Source organism: Lelliottia nimipressuralis, from assembly GCF_004115925.1.
GTDB classification, from domain to species: Bacteria; Pseudomonadota; Gammaproteobacteria; order Enterobacterales; family Enterobacteriaceae; genus Enterobacter; species Enterobacter nimipressuralis.
Map to the genome: position 1 here is coordinate 149,473 of NZ_SDDX01000004.1, position 21,325 is coordinate 170,797.

The 21,325-nt window shown below is 56.8% G+C and carries 18 protein-coding genes; 8 read left to right on the top strand and 10 right to left on the bottom strand.

Features of this window, described 5'->3' with window-relative positions; all coding sequences use genetic code 11:
- Nucleotides 1-10 precede the first annotated feature (10 nt).
- From feoB to greB, 4 genes are all read right to left on the bottom strand, one after another.
- Nucleotides 11-2,329, bottom strand: coding sequence for a Fe(2+) transporter permease subunit FeoB (gene feoB, locus ETG88_RS04530; RefSeq protein WP_129034781.1), 2,319 nt, complete (start codon nucleotides 2,327-2,329; stop codon nucleotides 11-13).
- Nucleotides 2,330-2,359: 30 nt separating this feature from the next.
- On the bottom strand, nucleotides 2,360-2,587 hold the full coding sequence (feoA, locus tag ETG88_RS04535) for a ferrous iron transporter A (RefSeq protein ID WP_100778593.1): 228 nt from the start codon (nucleotides 2,585-2,587) through the stop codon (nucleotides 2,360-2,362).
- A gap of 343 nt (nucleotides 2,588-2,930) precedes the next feature.
- Nucleotides 2,931-5,258: a Tex family protein gene (locus tag ETG88_RS04540; protein ID WP_129034782.1), complete on the bottom strand. Its 2,328-nt coding sequence runs from the start codon at nucleotides 5,256-5,258 to the stop codon at nucleotides 2,931-2,933.
- 86 nt (nucleotides 5,259-5,344) lie between these two features.
- On the bottom strand, nucleotides 5,345-5,818 hold the full coding sequence (greB, locus tag ETG88_RS04545) for a transcription elongation factor GreB (RefSeq protein ID WP_100778595.1): 474 nt from the start codon (nucleotides 5,816-5,818) through the stop codon (nucleotides 5,345-5,347).
- Between the two features lie 232 nt (nucleotides 5,819-6,050).
- On the opposite strand from greB, the gene ompR reads away from it, so the two are divergent.
- Both ompR and envZ read left to right on the top strand, forming a co-directional pair.
- The gene (gene ompR, locus ETG88_RS04550; RefSeq protein ID WP_001157751.1) at nucleotides 6,051-6,770 is read left to right on the top strand and encodes an osmolarity response regulator transcription factor OmpR; all 720 of its coding nucleotides are present in this window, start codon (nucleotides 6,051-6,053) and stop codon (nucleotides 6,768-6,770) included.
- Nucleotides 6,767-8,113 carry a two-component system sensor histidine kinase EnvZ gene (envZ, locus tag ETG88_RS04555; RefSeq protein WP_129034783.1) on the top strand — a complete coding sequence of 449 codons (1,347 nt, stop codon included), beginning with the start codon at nucleotides 6,767-6,769 and terminating at the stop codon, nucleotides 8,111-8,113. Before ompR ends, envZ begins: the two co-directional genes overlap by 4 nt.
- An 88-nt stretch (nucleotides 8,114-8,201) precedes the next feature.
- Here envZ and pckA read toward each other — a convergent pair whose 3' ends face one another.
- The 5 genes from pckA to ETG88_RS04580 form a co-directional block, all read right to left on the bottom strand.
- Entirely contained in the window at nucleotides 8,202-9,821 is a 1,620-nt protein-coding gene (pckA, locus tag ETG88_RS04560) for a phosphoenolpyruvate carboxykinase (ATP) (protein WP_129034784.1), read from the bottom strand.
- A gap of 331 nt (nucleotides 9,822-10,152) precedes the next feature.
- Nucleotides 10,153-11,031, bottom strand: a complete 879-nt coding sequence (gene hslO, locus ETG88_RS04565) for an Hsp33 family molecular chaperone HslO (RefSeq protein WP_100778598.1) — start codon at nucleotides 11,029-11,031, stop codon at nucleotides 10,153-10,155.
- 23 nt (nucleotides 11,032-11,054) lie between these two features.
- Nucleotides 11,055-11,456, bottom strand: a complete 402-nt coding sequence (hslR, locus tag ETG88_RS04570) for a ribosome-associated heat shock protein Hsp15 (RefSeq protein ID WP_100778599.1) — start codon at nucleotides 11,454-11,456, stop codon at nucleotides 11,055-11,057.
- Nucleotides 11,453-12,136 (bottom strand): GMP/IMP nucleotidase, encoded by a 684-nt coding sequence (gene yrfG / locus ETG88_RS04575; RefSeq protein ID WP_102105332.1) that lies wholly within the window; start codon nucleotides 12,134-12,136, stop codon nucleotides 11,453-11,455. The genes hslR and yrfG overlap by 4 nt, the downstream gene beginning before the upstream one ends.
- A gap of 64 nt (nucleotides 12,137-12,200) precedes the next feature.
- The gene (locus ETG88_RS04580; RefSeq protein WP_100778601.1) at nucleotides 12,201-14,339 is read right to left on the bottom strand and encodes an intracellular growth attenuator family protein; all 2,139 of its coding nucleotides are present in this window, start codon (nucleotides 14,337-14,339) and stop codon (nucleotides 12,201-12,203) included.
- Nucleotides 14,340-14,660: 321 nt separating this feature from the next.
- Between ETG88_RS04580 and nudE the strand changes: the two genes are divergently transcribed.
- Complete coding sequence (gene nudE, locus ETG88_RS04590; protein WP_100778602.1) at nucleotides 14,661-15,221, top strand: ADP compounds hydrolase NudE; 561 nt, start codon at nucleotides 14,661-14,663, stop codon at nucleotides 15,219-15,221.
- An 88-nt stretch (nucleotides 15,222-15,309) separates the two neighbouring features.
- Here nudE and mrcA read toward each other — a convergent pair whose 3' ends face one another.
- A complete protein-coding gene (gene mrcA, locus ETG88_RS04595) occupies nucleotides 15,310-17,862 on the bottom strand; it encodes a peptidoglycan glycosyltransferase/peptidoglycan DD-transpeptidase MrcA (RefSeq protein ID WP_102105333.1) in 2,553 nt (850 codons plus the stop codon).
- 119 nt (nucleotides 17,863-17,981) lie between these two features.
- Between mrcA and ETG88_RS04600 the strand changes: the two genes are divergently transcribed.
- The 5 genes from ETG88_RS04600 to hofQ are packed head-to-tail and all read left to right on the top strand — an operon-like array spanning nucleotide 17,982 to nucleotide 21,288.
- Nucleotides 17,982-18,764, top strand: a complete 783-nt coding sequence (locus ETG88_RS04600) for a type IV pilus biogenesis protein PilM (protein WP_129034786.1) — start codon at nucleotides 17,982-17,984, stop codon at nucleotides 18,762-18,764.
- On the top strand, nucleotides 18,761-19,279 hold the full coding sequence (locus ETG88_RS04605) for a PilN domain-containing protein (protein ID WP_129034787.1): 519 nt from the start codon (nucleotides 18,761-18,763) through the stop codon (nucleotides 19,277-19,279). Before ETG88_RS04600 ends, ETG88_RS04605 begins: the two co-directional genes overlap by 4 nt.
- Before the next feature lie 3 nt (nucleotides 19,280-19,282).
- Nucleotides 19,283-19,744: a HofO family protein gene (locus ETG88_RS04610; protein ID WP_129034788.1), complete on the top strand. Its 462-nt coding sequence runs from the start codon at nucleotides 19,283-19,285 to the stop codon at nucleotides 19,742-19,744.
- Nucleotides 19,734-20,138 carry a HofP DNA utilization family protein gene (locus ETG88_RS04615; RefSeq protein ID WP_129034789.1) on the top strand — a complete coding sequence of 135 codons (405 nt, stop codon included), beginning with the start codon at nucleotides 19,734-19,736 and terminating at the stop codon, nucleotides 20,136-20,138. Before ETG88_RS04610 ends, ETG88_RS04615 begins: the two co-directional genes overlap by 11 nt.
- Nucleotides 20,047-21,288 (top strand): DNA uptake porin HofQ, encoded by a 1,242-nt coding sequence (hofQ, locus tag ETG88_RS04620; protein WP_100778608.1) that lies wholly within the window; start codon nucleotides 20,047-20,049, stop codon nucleotides 21,286-21,288. The genes ETG88_RS04615 and hofQ overlap by 92 nt, the downstream gene beginning before the upstream one ends.
- The last annotated feature ends 37 nt before the right edge of the window (nucleotides 21,289-21,325 follow it).

The window sequence follows — 21,325 nt, forward strand, 5'->3', positions numbered from 1 at the left end:
ATCTCACCTCTTAGTGGCAGTCGCCCGCAGGGCTGTTACAGCAGTTCGCCGCAGTTTTATTCGTGGCCAGCAGGTTGACGTTCACGCGGCTACGGGCGCGGCGCAACAGGCCAATCAGCACGACGTTGAACAGCACCACCGCCAGAATGCACACCAGACTGTAGCGCGGATGCTGGCTGAAGTTAGCCGCCTGGTAGAAGACGGTTGCCAGCGAGTAAGCGATGTTCAGCCCCCACAGGACCGAGAAGCCCATCCAACCGCGGCTGGATTCGCGGGCAATGGCCCCCATTACCGAAATGCACGGGATGTAGAGCAGGACGAAAATCAGATAGCTGTACGCCGCTGAAGGGCTGCCAAATTTCTGGCTCATCACACCCATCGCACCGGTGGCCATTTCGCCGTCACCTTTGCTGGCTTCGATAGGGTTTGCCAGTACGCTCAGGCTGATGGTGTCTTTCAGGCTCTGCCAGGTTTCGTCAACGGCGCTGAGCAGCTCGTCCCCGAGATGGAACTCAGCCGGGTTAAACTCCTCTTCCTGAATATTTTCCGCCGTATAGAGCGTGTTGAGCGTGCCGACGACCACCTCTTTCGCCATCGCACCGGTAAACAGCCCGACGGTGGCCTGCCAGTTATCTTCGTGAACGCCAATCGGCTTGAACAGCGGGGTGATGACGCGACTCACGGAAGCCAGCGCCGAGTCGTTGATGTTATCTGCCGCCTGGCCGCTGAGGGTAAAACTGTTCAGCGCGCTCAGGAAAATACTGACGATGACGATCACTTTACCGGCGCGCAGAACGAAGCCTTTCAGGCGCTGCCAGGTCTGGATCAGCAGACTTTTGATATGCGGCACGTGGTAAACCGGCAGCTCCATCACAAACGGCGACGCTTCGCCGCGCATGATGGTGTGCTTGAGCATCAGGCCGGTGAGAATCGCCATCACAATGCCCAGCAGATAGAGGGAGAAGACCGCCAGTGCACCTTCCTGCCCAAAGAACGCCGCCGCAAAGACCGCGAAGATCGCCAGACGCGCCCCGCAGGACATAAACGGCGCCATCATGATGGTCATCAGACGCTCACGCGGAGCATCCAGAGTACGTGCGCCCATCACCGACGGCACGTTACAGCCAAAGCCGACAATCAGCGGGACGAAGGACTTGCCCGGCAAACCGAGCGCCTGCATCAGGCGGTCCATCACGAACGCCGCGCGGGCCATATAACCGGAATCTTCAAGGAAGGAGAGGAACAGGTACATCATGCCGATCTGCGGCACCAGCGGCAGAACGGTGTTAATCCCGCCGCCCAGCCCCTGGGCGAGGAAAATCGTCAGCCACTCCGGGAAATGCAGGGTGTAGCCCAGCCATTGCAGGCCGTGAATGAAGATCGCAACCGAGCCGACATCGAACAGTGGCTGCAGCGCGCCGCCAATGTTGATGGCGAGCAGGAACATCACATACATCACCAGCAGGAAGATCGGCAAACCGAGGAAACGGTTCAGAATGATTTTATCCACCGCCGCGGTGAAACGGCTCGGCTCGGCGGTCAGGGTATTGCTGACCACTTCGCAAATGGCCGCGATACTTTGATAGCGCGCATCGGCGATATGCAGCGCCGGATCGTCCAGCTCGTCGCTCAGGCGTGCCAGTGACATCTCCAGACTCTCTGCGGCGTCGCCAGCGTAGCCCCGGCTATAGATATCGCCTTCCAGCATTTGTAGCCCAAGCCAGTTGCGCTGTTTTTGTGGCATCGCGTTGTTCATCTCTCCGGCCAGAATGCTGGCCTCGCGCACCAGCGGCTGCGGATAGTGAACCAGCTCCAGATCGGTATTGCCCGTATGGCGATCGACCGCCAGTTTCAGGGCATCAATCCCGCGCGCACGGGTCGAGACCAGCGGAATGACCGGGCAGCCGAGACGAGCGGAAAGCGCATCGATATCAATACGAATTTTTTGCTTCTCGGCGATATCGAGCATATTAAGCGCCACGATGCACGGAATGCCCAGCTCCAGCAGCTGTAGCGTCAGGTAGAGGTTACGCTCAAGATTGGAAGCATCGACAACGTTAATCAGTAAATCCGCATCGCCGCTCAGAATATAGTGACAGGCAATCTGCTCATCGAGAGAGGTCTGGGACGAAATGGTGGTGAGTGAATAGGTGCCAGGCAGGTCAACGAGGGTGACCTGATGATCGATTGTTGAAAACTGGCCTTCTTTACGTTCTACCGTGACGCCCGCCCAGTTACCGACACGCTGACGCGCCCCCGTTAACTGATTAAATAAGGTTGTCTTGCCGGAATTAGGATTACCAATTAAGCCAATGGTTAATTTTTTCATTGTTTTAGACTCGGTATAACTGCTGGCGGTTTATCGGGCTAAAGCTTCGACTTCTAATAAGGCGAGGTCTTTCTTACGCAATACCAGATTGACGCGACGGGTTTCGATATGAATGGGATCGCCCAAGGGTGCAATGCGAACCACCTGGAATGATGATCCAGGCAGCATGCCTAACGACAGCAGTTTTTGACGATACGCCGGGCTAATTTCGCGGGCAAAACCGGTAATTTTCCAGGCACTGTCTGGTGTGAATTGCATAGAGACCACTTTTACCGAAGGTTAAATAATCAACAGGTTCATGATAATGAGAATGGTTTCTATCAGCAATATTTAAAATGTGACGGGATGTTCATATGAGGGGTAAATCGAGGACTGTTTGACCTTGCTCAATATTTATTGAAATGGAGCGTCAGGGATGAATAATTAATTTGTTAACTAAGTGATAATCGATGGTTTAAATATGGATATGCAATCGGTTCCATATTTAATAAATAATGAGTGAGTACATTCTTATTTATTTTAACTTTGTGGGGTCTGATTGCCGGGCGGGAACGTGTTTGCCCGGCCAGGGGATACACAGGCCGGGCAAATGTATTTAACGTTAGCGCTTCTTGCCCATCGCGGCGGCCAGCGCATCCATCATCGCGCTGTTACCGGCAGGCTGCGCCTGAGGGTGAGGTTTCGCGGCTTTCGCGTTTGGACGCGATTGCTCACGCGCACCACCTCCGTTGCTGCGGCGGGCGTTAGTTTCGCCTGGCTGCTCGTCGAGACGCATCGTGAGCGCGATACGCTTACGCTGCATATCCACTTCCAGCACTTTCACCTTCACGATATCGCCCGCTTTGACCACAGTGTGCGGGTCTTCCACGAACTTATCCGCCAGCGACGAGATATGCACCAGGCCATCCTGATGGACGCCGATGTCGACAAAGGCACCAAAGTTGGTGACGTTGGTGACCGCGCCTTCCAGCACCATGCCCGGCTGCAGATCCTTCATCGTCTCCACGCCTTCGGCGAATTTCGCCGTTTTAAACTCAGGGCGCGGGTCGCGGCCTGGTTTTTCCAGCTCTTTGATGATGTCGGTTACGGTCGGCACACCGAATTTGTCGTCGGTGAAATCGACAGCTTTCAGATCGCGCAGGTTGGTGCTGTTGCCCATCAGATCTTTCAGGGCCTGCTGCGTGGCGGCCAGAATACGCTCCACGACCGGATAGGCTTCCGGGTGAACCGTAGAGGCGTCCAGCGGGTTATCGCCGTGGTTGATACGCAGGAAGCCCGCGCACTGTTCGAAGGCTTTCGGCCCCAGACGGCTCACTTTCAGCAGTTGCTGACGATTCTGGAACTGGCCATTTTCATCGCGCCAGGCAACGATGTTCTGCGCCATCATGCGGGTTAAGCCCGCCACGCGGGTGAGCAGGGCGACGGAGGCGGTATTCAGGTCCACGCCGACGGCGTTCACGCAGTCTTCCACCACCGCATCCAGACGACGCGCCAGCTGAGTCTGGCTGACGTCGTGCTGATACTGGCCCACACCGATGGATTTCGGATCGATTTTCACCAGCTCGGCCAGCGGGTCCTGCAGTCGACGGGCAATAGAAACCGCGCCGCGCAGGGAAACGTCCAGATCCGGGAACTCGAGCGCCGCCAGTTCGGACGCGGAATAGACCGACGCACCGGCTTCGCTGACGATCACCTTCTGCGCGGTCACTTTCGGGAACTGCTGCTGCACATCGAGGAAGAAACGTTCAGTTTCACGGGAGGCGGTGCCGTTACCAATCGCCACCAGCTCAACGTTGTATTTTTCACACAGGGCGGCAACCACAACGGCGGCTTTCGCGGCCTGGCCGGTGTGTGGATAGATGGTGTCGGTCGCGACCAGTTTGCCGGTGCCATCAACGACGGCCACTTTCACGCCGGTACGCAGGCCCGGATCGAGACCCATCGTTGCGCGCAGGCCCGCCGGGGCGGCCATCAGCAGGTCATGCAGGTTACGGGCAAAAACATTGATCGCTTCGTCTTCTGCGCGCTCGCGTACGGTGCCCATCAGTTCGGTTTCGAGGTGCATCAGCACTTTGATGCGCCAGGTCCAGCTCACCACGCCTTTGCGCCAGCTGTCTGCCGGGGCGTTATTCAGGCGCAGGCCGAGATGGTCAGTAATAATCTGCTCGCAGTAGCTCTCTTTCGGCGGCTCGTCGAACTGCGGATCGGCATTGAGAGAGAGTTGCAGAACGCCTTCGTTGCGGCCACGGAACATGGCCAGCGCGCGGTGCGATGGGGCGGTTGAAATCGGTTCATGGTGATCGAAGTAGTCGCGGAATTTCGCGCCTTCCTCTTCTTTACCGCTCACGACGGTAGAGACGATGTGGGCATTTTTCCACAGGTAATCACGCACTTTGGAGAGCAGCGCGGCGTCTTCGGCAAAACGCTCCATCAGAATGTAGCGCGCGCCATCAAGGGCGGCTTTGGTGTCGGCTACGCCTTTATCTGCGTCGATAAATTTCGCGGCTTCCGTTTCAGGATCGTGCGACGGCGTAGTCCACAGCAGATCGGCCAGCGGCTCGAGGCCTGCTTCAATCGCAATCTGCCCGCGGGTGCGGCGCTTAGGTTTGTACGGCAGATAGAGGTCTTCCAGCTCGGTTTTGCTCATTGTGCCGTTGATGGCACCTGCCAGCGCATCGGTCAGTTTGCCCTGTTCGCCAATGGATTTGAGAATAGCCTGGCGACGGTCTTCCAGCTCACGCAGGTAGCCCAGACGGGTCTCCAGGTTGCGCAGCTGCGTGTCATCCAGACCGCCGGTGACTTCCTTACGATAACGTGCAATAAACGGCACGGTGTTCCCTTCATCAAGCAGGCGAACGGCAGCTTCTACCTGTTCGGCTCTGGCCTGAAGTTCACCCGCAATAATGCGGCAGAGCGAATCTTTCATCATGGCTTTGTCATCTGGTTTGTCGAAAAACAGGGGATAGTTATACGGACTGGCACGGCAAAATGCCAGTCGTGGAGGGCGCTCTCGGACTATTTAACGTACTCAATTTCGTTGACGTACCAGCTGGCTTCCCCGGCAGGTGTCTGGACGACGGCTAAATCGCCGACCTCCTTTTTCAGCAGCGCGCGGGCCATCGGCGAGTCGATCGAGATGTAATCCTTACGACCAAAAATTTCATCGTAGCCGACAATGCGAAAACGTCGGGTCGCGCCGTCATCGTTCTCGATCTCTACCCATGCGCCGAAAAAGACTTTGCCTTCCTGCTGCGGCGAATAGTCAACGATTCGCAGGTTCTCGAGGCATTTAGTCAGATAACGGACCCGGCGATCAATCTCGCGCAGGCGTTTTTTATTATACTGATAGTCAGCGTTCTCGCTGCGGTCGCCAAGACTGGCTGCCCAGGTCACTTTTTTGGTCACTTCCGGGCGCTCTTCCCGCCAGAGGTAATCCATCTCTTTTTTGAGTTTTTCGTACCCTTCGCGGGTGATCAGCGGCGTTTTCATGGGATGACCTTTAAGACTCTACTCAATGACAGGCATTACGCACATTACGTACCACATAGCTTACCAGACAGGATTAATAATGATTTATGTGATGAAATGTGCAGATAAGCTCCTGTTAAATATGCTTTGTAACAATTTCGACTAGAATTTATACCAGATTTAGCTGGTCGTAGACGTGCACTTTTTTAGAATACGTACTGAAACACTATCCGGGCCTTTGGGAGTACATACAATGCAAGAGAACTATAAAATTCTGGTCGTGGATGACGACATGCGCCTGCGTGCGCTGCTGGAGCGTTATCTGACCGAGCAGGGCTTCCAGGTTCGAAGCGTGGCGAACGCCGAGCAAATGGATCGCCTGCTTACCCGTGAATCGTTCCACCTGATGGTGCTCGATTTAATGCTTCCTGGCGAAGACGGGCTCTCCATCTGCCGTCGTCTGCGTAGCCAGAGTAACCCGATGCCGATCATTATGGTCACGGCGAAAGGGGAAGAAGTTGACCGTATCGTGGGCCTGGAAATTGGCGCCGACGACTACATTCCTAAACCGTTTAACCCGCGTGAGCTGCTGGCGCGTATCCGTGCTGTGCTTCGTCGTCAGGCGAACGAACTGCCGGGCGCACCGTCTCAGGAAGAAGCGGTGATTGCCTTCGGTAAGTTCAAGCTGAACCTCGGTACCCGCGAAATGTTCCGTGAAGATGAGCCGATGCCGCTCACCAGCGGTGAATTTGCGGTGCTGAAAGCGCTGGTCAGCCATCCACGTGAGCCACTGTCTCGCGACAAACTGATGAACCTGGCACGCGGTCGCGAATACTCCGCCATGGAGCGTTCCATCGACGTACAGATCTCCCGTCTGCGCCGCATGGTCGAAGAAGATCCTGCGCATCCTCGTTATATTCAGACCGTCTGGGGTCTGGGCTACGTCTTCGTGCCGGACGGTTCTAAGGCATGAAGCGAATGCGCTTTTCACCGCGCAGCTCGTTTGCCCGTACCCTGTTACTGATCGTCACCCTGCTGTTCGTCAGCCTGGTGACGACGTATCTGGTGGTGCTGAACTTCGCGATTCTGCCAAGCCTGCAGCAGTTTAATAAGGTGTTAGCCTACGAAGTCCGTATGCTGATGACCGATAAACTGCAGCTGGAGGACGGCACGCAGCTGGTGGTGCCTCCGGCGTTCCGCCGTGAGATTTATCGTGAGCTGGGCATTTCGCTGTACTCAAACGAGGCGGCGGAAGACGCAGGCCTGCGCTGGGCGCAACACTACGAATTCTTAAGCCAGCAGATGGCGCAGCAGCTGGGCGGCCCAACGGAAGTGCGCGTTGAGGTCAACAAAAGCTCGCCGGTCGTCTGGCTGAAAACCTGGCTGTCACCCAATATCTGGGTGCGCGTCCCGTTGACCGAAATCCATCAGGGCGATTTCTCGCCGCTGTTCCGCTACACCCTGGCGATCATGCTGATGGCGATAGGTGGCGCGTGGCTGTTTATCCGAATACAAAACCGACCCTTGGTCGATCTTGAGCATGCGGCCCTGCAGGTGGGGAAAGGTATTATTCCGCCGCCGCTGCGCGAATACGGTGCTTCTGAGGTGCGTTCGGTGACGCGCGCGTTCAACCATATGGCGGCAGGGGTGAAGCAGCTGGCAGACGATCGTACGCTGCTGATGGCGGGCGTGAGTCACGATCTGCGCACACCGCTGACGCGCATTCGCCTGGCGACAGAGATGATGGGCGAAGAGGACGGTTATCTCGCGGAGTCCATCAACAAGGACATCGAAGAGTGTAACGCCATCATCGAGCAGTTCATCGATTACCTGCGTACCGGTCAGGAGATGCCGATGGAAATGGCAGATCTCAACGGGGTACTGGGCGAAGTGGTGGCCGCAGAGAGTGGTTACGAGCGTGAAATCGATACGGCTCTGCAGCCGGGCGAAATTCAGGTGCGTATGCACCCGCTCTCCATCAAGCGCGCGGTCGCCAATATGGTGGTCAACGCGGCGCGCTACGGCAACGGCTGGATCAAAGTCAGCAGCGGCTCCGAAATGAATCGCGCCTGGTTCCAGGTGGAAGATGACGGTCCGGGGATCAAGCCTGAACAGCGTAAACATCTGTTCCAGCCGTTTGTACGCGGCGACAGCGCGCGCAGTACCAGCGGCACCGGATTAGGGCTGGCGATTGTGCAGCGTATTGTGGATAACCATAACGGGTTGCTGGAGATTGGTACCAGCGAACGGGGTGGGTTGAGCATCCGCGCGTGGCTGCCGGTTCCGGTGACGCGGGGGCAGGTGAAAGAGAGTTAAAAAAAGCCGGGTGGCGTTACCCTTACCCGGCCTTCTCATGCTCTATAGTTCGGGTGAGCGCAGCGCCACCCGACACTATTTAAGCTTCTTACAGCTTCGGTCCCGCACTCACCAACGCCGCACCTGCTGGCGTATCGGTGTACTTCTCAAAGTTCTCAATAAACAGCTTCGCAAGGGCTTCTGCCTTCTCCTGCCACTGTTCCGGTGAGCCGTAGGTATTACGCGGGTCGAGGATATGGGTATCCACGCCCGGCAACGCCGTTGGGATTGCCAGATCGAACATCGGCAGGGTGAAGGTTTCCGCATCGTCCAGCGAGCCATCGATAATCGCGTCGATAATGGCGCGGGTATCTTTGATGGAAATACGTTTCCCCGTTCCGTTCCAGCCGGTATTCACCAGATAAGCCTTCGCGCCTGCAGCCTGCATGCGTTTCACCAGCACTTCTGCGTACTGTGTCGGGTGCAGCGACAGGAACGCCGCGCCGAAACAGGCGGAGAAGGTTGGGGTTGGCTCCGTCACACCGCGCTCAGTGCCCGCCAGTTTCGCGGTAAAGCCCGACAGGAAGTGATACTGCGTCTGGCTGGCCGTCAGACGAGAGACCGGTGGCAGCACGCCAAAAGCATCGGCGGTCAGGAAGATCACCTTCGAGGCGTGGCCCGCTTTGGAAACCGGCTTGACGATGTTATCGATGTGATAGATCGGATACGACACACGGGTGTTTTCGGTCTTCGAAGCATCGTCAAAATCAACGGTGCCATCGGCGAGCACGGTGACGTTTTCCAGCAGCGCATCGCGGCGGATGGCGCCGTAAATGTCCGGCTCGGCTTCGGCCGACAGACGGATCGTTTTGGCGTAGCAGCCGCCTTCGAAGTTGAACACGCCGTCGTCGTCCCAGCCGTGTTCATCGTCGCCAATCAACCGGCGCTTAGGATCGGTGGAGAGGGTGGTTTTCCCGGTCCCGGAGAGACCAAAGAACACGGCCACGTCACCGTCTTCGCCCACGTTAGCGGAGCAGTGCATGGAGGCAATGCCCTGCAGCGGCAGCAGGTAGTTCATCACCGAGAACATCCCTTTCTTCATTTCGCCACCGTACCAGGTGCCGCCAATCAGCTGGACGCGCTCGGTCAGGTTGAAGGCAATGAAGTTTTCCGAGTTCAGGCCCTGCTCTTTCCACTGCGGGTTGGTGCATTTCGCGCCGTTCATGACGATGAAATCAGGCTCGAAATCCTGTAACTCTTCATTGGTCGGGCGAATAAACATGTTCTTCACGAAATGCGCCTGCCAGGCGACTTCGGTGATAAAGCGAACGGAGAGGCGAGTGTCGGCATTGGCGCCACAGAAGGCATCAACAATAAACAATCGCTTGCCGGAGAGTTGATTCGTGACGAGTCCTTTCAGATGCTGCCAGGTTTCCTGGGAGAGCGGCTTGTTGTCGTTCTTCCCTTTGCCCTTATCTGCCCACCACAGCGTATCGCGGGTAGTGTCGTCACGGACGATATACTTATCTTTCGGCGAACGGCCGGTAAAAATCCCGGTGTCCACGGCGATAGCACCAGTGTTCGTCAACACACCTCGCTCGTATCCTTCCAGTGCTGGATTGAGCTCTTCCTGATACAGCGTATCGTAATCGGGGTTGTAGACGATTTCCTGGACGTCGTTGATACCATAAGCCTTGAGATCTTGCGGGGTTAAGTCTTTAACGCGCATGTCACTGCTCCTTAGCCAATATGTACTGCCTGAAATTGTAGGGTTTTTCTTAGGATGTTAACCGCGACGGGGCTCATAGATTTACGTATCTGGACAAAACCCTTCCTGACGGAAAACGCTGTGACTCCTGTCACGAAGCAGGGCGGATTATCGCAGGATTCGCTTTTTTGTGGGGGGAAATGTTCTCAAAAGGTTAAAACATGGAGTATTTAACCGGAAGAATGTGAATGTAATCGCATACATGTAAGAAAGTTACGTAAGGATTACATTACGAAAAACGATTCAGCTTAAAAGGGAGTTTTCCCCCTCACCGGGCGTGAGGGGGAGGGCATCAATGAACCTGCGGATCCGCCGGGGAGGCGTTGTTGCGGATCTCGGCGATATCCATCGAGTTGAACACGTAGTGAGAACCACAGTAATCACAGTTCATATCGATTTCGCCATCTTCAGCCATGATGCTGTCGATCTCTTCGTCCGGCAGAGTACGCAGCGCGCCTGCGCAACGTTCACGGGAACAGGTGCATTTGAACTCCACGTCCTGCGGATCGTAAAGCGTCACCTCTTCTTCGTGATACAGACGCCACAGCACTTCATTCGCAGGCAGCGTAAACAGCTCTTCTGCTTTGATGGTTTCGGTCAGCGTCGCCAGATGCTCGAAATCGTTGCCCTGCGCATTTTGAGCAGGCAGAACCTGCAGGAGCATACCGCCCGCCGCCAGTTGACCGTCCACTTCACCGGTGCGGATAAACAGGCGTGTTGGCAGCTGTTCGGAACGCAGGAAGTAATCTTCCAGGCACGCGGCCAGCGTATCGCCTTCCAGACCCACTACGCCCTGATAGCGCTCGCCTTCTTCTGGCGTAATAGTAATCACCAGGAAACCGTTGCCCACCAGCGTTTTCAAATCAGCACCTTCCGGCACCTCACCCTGCACGCGCGCCACACCGCGCATCTGCTGCTGGTTATTGCCGTTGATCACCGCCAGGGTCATCGGGCCGTCGCCCTGCAGCTGCACGGTGATATCCCCTGCAAACTTCAGCGTCGCTGTCAGCAGGCTGGTCGCCACCAGCAGTTCGCCAAGGATGTTTTTCACCGGCTGAGGATAGCTGTGGTTTTCGAGGATCTGTTTCCAGGTTTCGGATACCGTCACCAGCTCGCCGCGAACGGCAAATTGTTCAAACAGATAGCGATGTAATTGGTCGTGTTGGGACATAATTTTCTCTCTTTAAACGGCGATTACTCGTGTTCGCCGTGTTTAAATTTCATCAGATCGCGACGTTCTTTTTTATCCGGTCGCCTGTCCGGATGCGGCATGGTGAGGGCATTCATCTTGCGAGCCAGCGCCACTTTCTCGCGCTTTTCAACGCTTTCCGCCGTCTCTTCATACATCAGAACTGCTTCGGCAGCCGGGCGACGATGCTCGGTAACGGCTTTGACGATCACCGTGCGTTCATCGTTTCCCTGGCGCAGGGTCAGGGTGGCATTCAGTTCGACAAGTTTACTTGGCTTGCTGCGCTGCCCGTTGTAGTGCACCTTTCCCCCGTCGACCATTTCACGGGCCAGCGCGCGCGTTTTATAAAAACGGGCGGCCCACAGCCACTTATCCAGTCTTACCCCTTCGGAGGGTTTTTCTTTCATGGCGTCTCCTTCACGGTGAGTGAGGGGATCATTCGGCGATAGTCGTTCAGCGCCGGATGCCGCAGATAGCTTTTATCCGCCAGGCCGGAATCAGGATTCGTCACGCCCAGACAATAGCGAATACCAAATTTTGCCGCCGAATCCAGAATCGGTTCACTGTCATCAATGAACAAGGTTCTTTCGGGCTGCAAACCGGTCTCTTCCGCCACGGCCTGCCACAATCGCTGATCCTCTTTCGGATAACCAAATGTGTGGGTGGAAAGTAATAAATCAAGGTGTGACGCTAACCCGGTATGTTCGAGCTTTACCGCCAGATTGTGCGGATGCGCGTTGGTCAGCAAAATGCGTCGCTTGCCGCTCGCTTTTAGTGCGTCCAGAAATGGCACCGTATCGTCGCGCAGCACCGCGTTCGGTCCCTGGGCGGTGGTCATGGCGCAGATATCCAGCCCGAGCTTTTCGCTCCAGTAATCCAGGCAGTACCAGTTTAGCGTATGCTGCACGGCGTGATACTGCTGGCGAATATAATCCTGCGCTTCTGCCGGAGTGATGCCCTGCTGCGCGCCATAAGTTTCAGGCACCAGCTTTTGCCAGAAGTGGGTATCAAATGCGAGATCGAGCAGCGTGCCGTCCATATCCAGCAGGACGGTATCAACGTCCTGCCAGGCAATATCAAGATGCATGAGGGGAACTCTCCAGCCAGAAGAAACGTGCGCGACAGGGTAGCATAACTGTCGCGCAGCGGTATTATCCGATCAGGCTGTCAGGCGCGGGGATGAGCTGCGGGTTGAGGCAGTTCTCGTAGTACTGCTGGATCTCTGCAAGACGCGTGCGCGAGCGCTGATAGCGGCGCAGGGCGGCAATCCCGTTCCAGATAATGCACACCAGCATTGCCAGCATCAGCAGGGTGGTGCCGATATAACGCCACAATCCGGCGCTGTCCGGCATACGGTGCAGGTCAACGTGGCGCGTGCCGTTGGCGTCCGTGAAAATGCCCGTCACAATCCCTTCGGCACTGAACGGCGTTTGCATCAGCATCTGCGCCAGGCGCTGGAATTCACCCCACTGATCCTGGGCCGGATAATCATACAGGGCCACCGGCGGATAAGGCTGGTCGACCAAATCGCTGCCCTCGTCACTGACAATCACAAACCCACCCGGTGCCGGGCTGTTTAACGCCTGGGCCGCGCGGGTGGTTTCCCGCATCACAAACGGTGCGGTGGAGGTGGTCACCAGATTCTCAAGCGATTCGGCACTCACCGGGCGCAGCAGAACGTTCACGCCATCGAGACGCCCTGCGTCAGCGCGTTTCACCAGCGCTTCCCAGTCTTTGCTGTTCCCGAGATTCACCAGCGCGTTTTTGAGACGTACACACTCATCTTCCGCAGAGCATAAATCCTGGGTTTTCATCACGATGTCGCCAAAATCATCCAGCAGCACCATTCCGGATTTCTGAATCGCGGCGCGCAGGGACTGGCTTACACGGGAGTTGTCTTCCGGCTTTGGATGAAGCTGGCGGCTCAGCGCCTGCGTCAGGGCTGTCGCTTTGCTGACGGTGTCTGATTCCGGCAGCGGTAGCGGTGGGGCGTCGTTCCAGATGATTTGTGAGCAATCAAACGGCGTAAACGGTGAATTCTGCCGCGTGTTCCAGGTGCCAGGCGCATGGATATTACACATGCCCGTTCCTTTCAGCTTCAGCGTATCACCCACGCGCACACCGGCCTCTTCCAGCTGATTAACGCTGGTGGCTTCAATGGTTTGTGCGCCTTTGATCCAGGAAAGAGTGAATTTGATCGGCATATCGAGCGGTACCAGCAAAATCAGCATCGCCAGCACCAGCGCAGCGCCACCGGCGATGACGGTACTGCGCAGCCAGTGCTGCAGCGGGAAGTTTTTCACTTCATCATGAAGCGATAAGAAACGGCCCTGACGCACGACGTGGCGGTCGAGGTAAATATCGATATCGGTTTTCTGCCCTAAATCCTGAGCGATCCACGGCTGCCAGTGGCGGGGATAGATCAGGTCGATAATCCCGAGCGAAATGTTGTTGATATGCTCCTGATCGTTCTCGCCGAACAGCCCCCACCGCTTTGGCGTACCGCGCAGGCAGTGGATTTCCCGCAGTGCGGTTTTGGCCGGTTTCGCGAACAATCCCCACAGGCCTGCGGCCAGCAGCAGAACGGCGCCGCCTGCGAGCCACGGCGCAAAAACGTCGGGCGTCATCAGGCAGAAGAAAAAGAGCAGGAAGGCGGCGACAATAAGGACCGCTTCACGAATGCCGTCCGGGCGGCTGAGGGCGTACTCTTCGTGGGTTTCCTGGCGAATATTCAGCAGTTCGATCTGCTCGGTCTCTTCGCCGCGAATGGAGGCCTGCGTGCCGCTGGTGCGTTCCAGCGCAAAGCGCGGCGCTTCCTGAACATATTCGCTCAGCGTATGGCCATTCAGGGCAATCACCAGCGGGATGGAATCTGTATGGATCAGCTCAACGCTATTTTCGTCATTAATATATTGTTCCCAGAACGGCGGCAGATGCACCTCGACGGAGTCGAGATAGTAGCGCCATTTATTGGGATCGTCGGTGTTAATGCCGTAGCGGGTGATCGAGCGCGTCACGCAGAGCACAGTATCGCTTTGCGCGTTCAGCGTCAGGGAGATGGGCGCGGTGCTGGCGCCGGTCGGGCCTGGCGTCTGCAGGACACGGTTCAACGTATCGAGGTAATTTTCAATCGCGCTGCGCTCTTCAGGTGCGAGTTTGCGCGTGGTGGCTCCGGCAAAGGCGTTTAAAAAAGGCAGACGGTATTGCCGTTGTGCCCGACGCCTGAATAACCACCCTGCGAGCAATGCGCAGGCCAGCATAGCAACGAAAATTATTAGAATGGTGCTCATGCTTTCCCCATCTTACTTATCTTCAGGTGTTGTCAGTTGCACCCTTTACCGTGAATGAGTCTCTGTGGTTGGCTATCGGCAAGTATGGAGTCGAACTTGAGCGTTTTGAAGCGCATCCCAGTGACCGGAGATAATAGCAAAGGCAGCGAAGGCGGGATATCAGCAAATTCCTGGAGTTATTTCAACCTCTTGACTTTTGTTGTGAAATGAGGATTAACTCACGACACGTTGCAAAAATGTAAATAAAGAGCGATTGACATTGCCGAAACCGTGCGGCGTATCGCACAATGCACTCAGTTCACACAGCAAAGACCCATCAAGATGAGCAAACCCTTACAAAAGCCCACCATTCTGAATGTTGAAACCGTCGCCAAATCACGCCTGTTTACGGTGGAAAGTGTCGACCTGGAGTTCAGCAACGGCGTGCGTCGCGTATATGAACGTATGCGGCCCTCCACGCGCGAGGCGGTGATGATCATCCCCATTGTGGACGATCACCTGATCCTGATCCACGAATATGCGGTGGGCACAGAATCCTATGAGCTGGGTTTCTCGAAAGGGCTTATCGATCCCGGTGAAACCGTTTTTGAAGCGGCGAATCGCGAGCTGAAAGAAGAAGTGGGTTTTGGCGCGAAAGATCTGACGTTTTTGAAAAAGCTGAGCATGGCGCCGTCCTATTTCTCCAGCAAAATGAATATCGTGCTGGCAGAAGATCTCTATCCGGAGAAGCTGGAAGGGGATGAGCCTGAGCCGCTGCCGCAGGTGCGCTGGCCACTGGCGCATCTGATGGATCTGCTGGAAGAACCCGATTTTAACGAAGCGCGTAACGTGAGTGCGCTGTTCCTGGTGAGGGAATGGCTGAAAGGACAGGGTCGGCTGTAGCGCTTAAAAAACCGGGGGGTGTATTACCTTACCCGGCCTGGATTGTTAAAAACGGCAGCCTTAGGGCAGCCGTTTTGCATTTTACTTCTTAGAACAACTCGTGCGTCTCGCCGTTATCGATAAGCTCGGTTCCCACCTCATGCACTGCCTGTGTGGTCGGCTGCGTGCCTTCGATGAAATACTCTGCCCGGCTGTTACCACCGTTCGCTAACTGACCGGTGCTGCGATCGATATTCACCGTCACGATACCTGGCGGAGGGGTAAGCGGCTGCTCCGGTACGCCCTCAAGAACCGCTTTCATGTAAGCGTCCCAGGCTGGCTGCGCACTCTTCGCTCCACCTTCGTAACCCGAAATCTGATCTTTAATCGCGCCGGATGCCGTTGTGCGGCCCAAATCGCGGCGGTGATCGTCAAAACCGATCCACACGGATGTCACCACGCCCGGGCCGTAACCCGAGAACCAGGCGTCTTTTGAGCTGTTGGTAGTCCCGGTTTTACCGCCGATGTCGTGGCGCTGCAAATCACGCCCCGCACGCCAGCCCGTACCCTGCCAGCCCGGTTCCCCAAAGATGTTGGTGTTCAGTGCGCTCTTGATCAGGAACGACAGCGGCGTGTTGATCACGTGCGGTGCATACTCCTGCGCGCCGCTTTGGGCGACCAGCGCCTGGTTTGCCTGCTCAAGCTGCGGCTGCGGAACGACGGCGTTTTGCTGCTCCTGCGACTGAGCAACGTCTTCCATATCTTTGTTATCCAGCACGTTTGATTTTGGCGTATCGCCATAAATCACCGGAATATCGCACTCCGGGCAGGCGATTTTCGGTTTCGCCTCAAACAGCACGCCGCCCTGATCGTTTTCAATCTTGCTGATGAAATACGGGTCGACCAGGAAGCCGCCGTTAGCCATCACCGAGTAACCGCGTGCCACCTGCAATGGCGTAAAGGAGGCGGAGCCGAGAGCCAGCGATTCCGTATGCACAATATTTTGCGCCGGGAAGCCGAAGCGCTGCAGGTACTCTGCCGCGTAATCGACGCCCATTGCGCGCATCGCGCGAACCATCACCACGTTTTTGGACTGCCCCAGACCCTGGCGTAAACGGATAGGGCCAGAATATTCCGGCGGGGAGTTTTTCGGCTGCCAGTCGGAACCGGCACCCGCATCCCAGCGTGAAATCGGTACGTCGTTGAGAATACTCGCCAGCGTCAGACCTTTATCCATCGCCGCGGTGTACAGGAACGGTTTGATGTTCGAGCCGACCTGGCGCAGCGCCTGCGTCGCACGGTTAAATTTGCTCTGGTTGAAATCAAAGCCGCCAACCAGCGCCATCACGGCACCGTTTTGCGGATTGATCGACACCAGCGCGGAGTTCACGTCGGGAACCTGCGCCAGCCACCAGGCGTCGTTCACCTGACGCACCCAGATTTGCTGTCCGGTTTGCACCGCATCGGTCACTTTACGCGGCGTCGGGCCTTGCGCTGTATCAGAGCGATACGGACGCGCCCAGCGGATACCGTCCATGCGCAGCGACACGGAGGTGCCGTCGGCCATCATCGCGGTGGCTTCCTGCGGATCGGCACTGGTGACCACAGCCGGTAACAGCGGCCCGTAGGTCGGCAGCGTTTTCAGGGAGTCGATGATTTTTTTGCTGTCCCATGCGCTTTCGCCCACTTTCCACAGCACGTTCGACGGGCCACGGTAGCCGTGGCGCATGTCGTAATCCATCACGTTGTTACGCACCGCCTGCTGTGCCGCCTGCTGCACTTTGCGGGTGATGGTAGTGGTGATCCGGTAGCCATCTTCATACGCCTGCTCGCCGTAACGGCTGACCATCTCCTGTCGAACCATTTCGGTCAGATAGGGGGCGGAGAAGGCGATTTCCGGCGCGTGATAGTTGGCGTCGATGGCGTCGTTGCGTGCCTGATCGTACTCAGTCTGGCTGATGTAGCCTTCGCTCAGCATGCGCGACAACACCACGTTACGACGCGCAGTGGCGCGGTTGAGGGAGTAGAGCGGGTTGAACGTTGACGGCGCTTTCGGCAGACCGGCAATGGTCGCCATCTCGCTTAAGGTCAGCTGATCGACAGGTTTACCGAAATAGACCTGCGCCGCCGCACCTACGCCATAGGCGCGATAGCCCAGATAGATCTTGTTGAGGTAAAGCTCAAGGATCTCGTCTTTGCTCAGCAGTTGCTCGATGCGAATGGCAAGGAACACCTCTTTGATCTTACGCGTCAGGGTTTTTTCCGGGCTCAGGAAGAAGTTACGCGCCAGCTGCTGCGTGATGGTACTCGCCCCCTGAGAGGCACGACCAGAGAACAGCGCGACGCTGGCGGCACGGAAAATCCCCACCGGATCGACGCCATGGTGTTCGTAAAAACGGCTGTCTTCCGTGGCGATAAAGGCTTTCACCATCACCGGCGGAATCTGGTTAAGGGTCAGCGGGATACGTCGTTTTTCGCCGTACTGGGCGATCAACTCGCCATCGGCGCTATAGACCTGCATTGGGATCTGGAGTCGCACATCACGCAGTGTGGCGACATCGGGTAGTTGCGGCTCAATATATTTGTACAAACCATAAATCGAGCCTGCTCCCAGCAGAATGCAACAGACTGCAAGGATCAATAAATACTTTACGAACTTCACTGGAGATTTCCCATTTAGTTTCACTTGGGCAGTTTCTAAACAATCGCGCGGTAGTATAAAGGCAAGCCTGAAGCATTGATAGAGCCGTCACCTGACGGGCGATAAGGAGATCGTGAAGTATGGCTTTCAAAACGTGGCGAACAGGTTTTCATCTTCATCAAGATAGCGTTCTGGCTGTCTCAGTCACCCAGGAGCGCACCGGGTGGTGTCTGCGCCGCTGGTGGCATATCCCGCTACCGGCGGGAATTATCCGCGATGGGAAAATTATCCAGCCGGAACAACTGGTTGCGGCGCTGAGGGACTGGAGTCAGGCACTGCCCCATCACCACCGCCTGTTTATCGCATTTCCGGCCGCCCGCACGCTGCAAAAGACGCTGCCTGCTCCGGCGCTGACGTTACGCGACAGTGAACAGGCGTCGTGGATTGCCTCAGCGATCTCCCGTGAACTGGAAATGCCGCCAGAAGCGCTGTGCTTTGACTATACGCAAGACACCTTTAGCCGTGCCTTTCACGTCACAGCCGCACAAAACCAGGAGGTGGCGGCGCTGTTAACGCTCGGGGAGTCGTTGCGTCTGCATGTGGCGGCGATCACGCCCGACGCTGCGGCGCTGGCGAATCTCCTGCCGCTTCTTGACCCTCCCGCGCAATGCGTGGCGTGGTGCGACGGCCAGCACTGGCTATGGTCGATGCGTCACCAGTGGGGGCGAAAACGCGCGGATGAGGCGAAAGATGTGGCCGAGCTGGCGGCCCTGTTAGCGCTCAGCCCTGAGGATATCGCGCTCTTCGACGCCGCAGCGCGTGATCCTTTTAGCCTGCTGGCGCGTTCTCAGCCGCCGCTGCCTGAATGTGGCGCGGAATTTACCGTTGCTCTGGCCCTCGCGATGGGAGAACTCTTCGAGTGACAACGACTAACTTTTTGCCGTGGCGCCATCAAAAACAGCAAGCCTGCTGGCGTTTTTGGGTATGGCTTTTTGCAGGCTCCGGTCTGGTTTCTCTTGCCGTGATGATAAACCTGCGAACTGGCGATGGGCTTAAGGTGCGGGCGCTGGAGGCGCATCTGGCGGGTGAGCGCGTGATTCAACAAAAGCTGCACGCCCACCGCGCGCAGTGGCAGGCGCTGCAGAAAGCGCACCCGCAAACCCTGCAAACTGGAGTACAGCGCGCGAAAACACAGGCCTGGCAATCATCGTTGGTTTCACTGGCGTCAGCGATGCCGGAGCAGGCGTGGCTGACACAGCTTCAGTACCAGAAGCCTCGGCTAATGTTGACGGGGTTTGCCGCGACACCCGTCGCCCTTTCTGCACTGGCGGCGTCGCTCAGGCAACTGCCGGGTTTTATTCTCGGGCCTGCGGGTGAAATGCAGCAGGACACTGAGGGACGCTGGACGTTCAGTTTTACCCTCACGAGCCAGGGGTGAACCGTGCGCCTCTTTTATGAACGCTGGTATGGGTTTCTACCGCGCACGCGCCTGTTCTGCTGGAGCCTTTTTACAGTTGCTGTTCTGCTGGGTGCCTGGCTGCTGTTGGCGCGTCCGGTCATTCAGCAGCTCTCGCAGCTTGAGGTAAAGCGAAGTCAGGCTGGCGCAGAGCGCGCTGAATTATGGTTGAGTGAAGCGCAGCCACATCCGGTTTTGGCTGCGCCTGTGATCCCCGCGTCGCTGCCGTTTTCTCCACTGGATTTTCAAACCGACGGCGTGCGGCTGGTGCGCTGGCTGCCTGGTGCGAACGGAGGTGAATTAACGCTGAAAGTAGACTGGGCGCAGATTCCGGCCTTGTTTGAGCGGCTCGCGCAGCGTGGGATGGCCGTGAGTGGGTTTTCCGTCAAGCCGGAGGAGACGCGGTTACAGCTGGTTTTGCAGGTGGAGAACACCGATGCGAACTGAGCTGCGCTGTCTGATTTTGTGTTCACTGGCACTGCTCACCGGCATGCGTGACCCCTTCCGCCCGCCGGACGATCGCTGTGCCACAGGGACATTAGCGCGCTGGCGCTATCAGGGGATGATCCAGAGCGGAAGTGCTGTGGGTATCGTCAAGGATGAGCAGGAGCGCTGGCATCGCATACGGCAGGGCGAACGACTGCCAGCGGGCTGGCAGGTGCTGACATTCAATGAAACGGAAATGGTCGTCGGGCTTGGCGAGGGATGCGAGCCGAAAGCGTGGCGATGGCAACGAGAGGGAACGAAGAATGAAACGACTCAGGAGAATCATCCTGCTGATGATGCTCAGCATGCCGACATGGGCCGCAGTGCCAAAACCCGTCACTCTGGCGGTGGATGATGTACCCGTGGTGCAGATTTTACAGTCACTGGTGGAGCTTGAGGGCCGCAATCTGATTGTTGCACCGGACGTAAAAGGCGCGCTTTCGCTGCATCTCACCCATGTGCCGTGGCGGCAGGCGCTGCACATCGTCGTGACCAGCGCCGGACTGGTTTTGCGCGAAGAGGGCGGCATTTTCTATGTCAACACCGCCGCAGGGCAACGTGAGCAGCAGACGCGAAAAGAGGAGGAGCTGGCGCAGCAGAAACTGAATGTGCCGCTCTCCTCGCGCGCGCTCTCTTTAGCCTACGCGGATGTCACCGAGCTGCAAAAAGCGGCGGAAAAACAGCTCAGCCCCAAGGGCAGCCTCTCCGTGGATAAACGCACCAACCGCCTGCTGGTGCGGGATATCCCCGTAGTACTCGATTCTCTGGAGCACTGGGTCGAACAGATGGACCTGCCCGTGGCGCAGGTGGAACTCGCCGCCCATATCGTCACCATCAATGAAAAAAGCCTGCGTGAACTGGGGGTGAAGTGGAATCTGGCGGAGGCGCAGAGTGCCGGTTCACCGGGGCAAGTCACCACGCTGGGTGCTGATTTGTCAGTGGCGAGTGCCACAACGCACGTCGGATTTAATATTGGACGGATCGACGGCAGGCTGTTGGATCTGGAGCTGTCGGCACTGGAGCAAAAGCAGCAGCTGGAGATCATCGCCAGCCCACGGCTATTGGCGTCGCATATGCAGCCTGCCAGTATCAAACAGGGCAGTGAAATTCCGTATCAGGTGTCCAGCGGTGAGAGCGGGGCGACATCGGTGGAGTTCAAAGAGGCGGTGCTGGGGATGGAAGTGACGCCCGTGGTGCTTCCAAATGGCCGCGTGCGATTAAAGTTACACATTAGCGAAAATATGCCTGGCCAGGTTTTACAGCAGGCCGATGGCGAAACCCTGGCGATTGATAAACAGGAAATCGAAACGCAGGTGGAAGTAAAAAGCGGTGAAACACTCGCGCTGGGGGGAATTTTCTCGCAAAAGAATAAAACGGGCAGTGACAGTATTCCTGGTCTCGGTGGGCTTCCCTGGGTGGGGCAACTCTTTCGCCACGATGGCAAGGATAACGAGCGGCGCGAGCTGGTGGTCTTCATCACACCGCGTCTGATTAGTATTCAATAATGGAAACGATCCCCGCGAGGATTTTGCAGCCAGTTTG